This window comes from Rugamonas apoptosis (genome assembly GCF_014042355.1).
GTDB classification, from domain to species: Bacteria; Pseudomonadota; Gammaproteobacteria; order Burkholderiales; family Burkholderiaceae_D; genus Rugamonas; species Rugamonas apoptosis.
The window spans coordinates 1-999 of the sequence record NZ_JACEZU010000038.1 but is presented as its reverse complement, the minus strand read 5'-3'; the positions used below and the strand labels follow the sequence as shown (position 1 = coordinate 999).

Here is a 999-nt window from a genome sequence, read left to right as displayed (position 1 = left end):
GCAGGCTCTTCCCATTTCGCTCGCCACTACTTTGGGAATCTCGGTTGATTTATTTTCCTGCAGCTACTTAGATGTTTCAGTTCGCCGCGTTCGCTTTGCATACCTATGTATTCAGTATGCAATGACCTAAAAGGCCGGGTTTCCCCATTCGGAAATCTGCGGATCAAAGTGTGTTTGCTCACTCCCCGCAGCTTATCGCAAGCTACTACGTCCTTCATCGCCTGTAATCGCCAAGGCATCCACCATGTGCACTTATTCACTTGTCCCTATAACTTTAGCCCCTTGCGACTAAACAAAGGAGCGGTCATAGAAATAAGAAGTACTACGTTGTTGCGTTTGTTGATACATACAATCATTACCCATCACTTTGATTTTGACGTCAAAGCGATCAATAAATAATCTTTACTTACTTCTTCCAGATTGTTAAAGAACATACAGCACTTGATCTCTAAAAGACCAAACCTAAATCGCAACCAGACCTGGCTGACTTACGTTTGAACTTTATGGTGGAGGATGACGGGATCGAACCGACGACCCCCTGCTTGCAAAGCAGGTGCTCTCCCAGCTGAGCTAATCCCCCATCGTGACCCTAGCGGGATGGAACTTTAGTTCCGTCCACTCTGATAACTGGTAGGGCTGGTTGGACTCGAACCAACGACCCCCGCGTTATCAACACGGTGCTCTAACCAGCTGAGCTACAGCCCCAAATGCTGTTCTTCTTGATTTACAGTCGATAAGTGTGAACGCTTGAGGATGATCCGAAGACCAGTGCGACTCTAGAAAGGAGGTGATCCAGCCGCACCTTCCGATACGGCTACCTTGTTACGACTTCACCCCAGTCACGAATCCTACCGTGGTAAGCGCCCTCCTTGCGGTTAAGCTACCTACTTCTGGTAAAACCCGCTCCCATGGTGTGACGGGCGGTGTGTACAAGACCCGGGAACGTATTCACCGCGACATGCTGATCCGCGATTACTAGCGATTCCAACTTCATGCAGT

2 tRNA genes and 2 rRNA genes are annotated in these 999 nt (G+C 48.7%); all 4 read right to left on the bottom strand.

Annotated features, from left to right (window positions below):
- A 23S ribosomal RNA gene (locus H3H39_RS27320) occupies positions 1–266 on the bottom strand; the annotation flags it as partial.
- A 238-nt stretch (positions 267–504) separates the two neighbouring features.
- Positions 505–580, bottom strand: a tRNA-Ala gene (locus H3H39_RS27315).
- Positions 581–628: 48 nt separating this feature from the next.
- Positions 629–705 (bottom strand) — tRNA-Ile (locus H3H39_RS27310).
- A gap of 75 nt (positions 706–780) precedes the next feature.
- Positions 781–999: ribosomal RNA gene (locus H3H39_RS27305) — 16S ribosomal RNA — on the bottom strand; the annotation flags it as partial.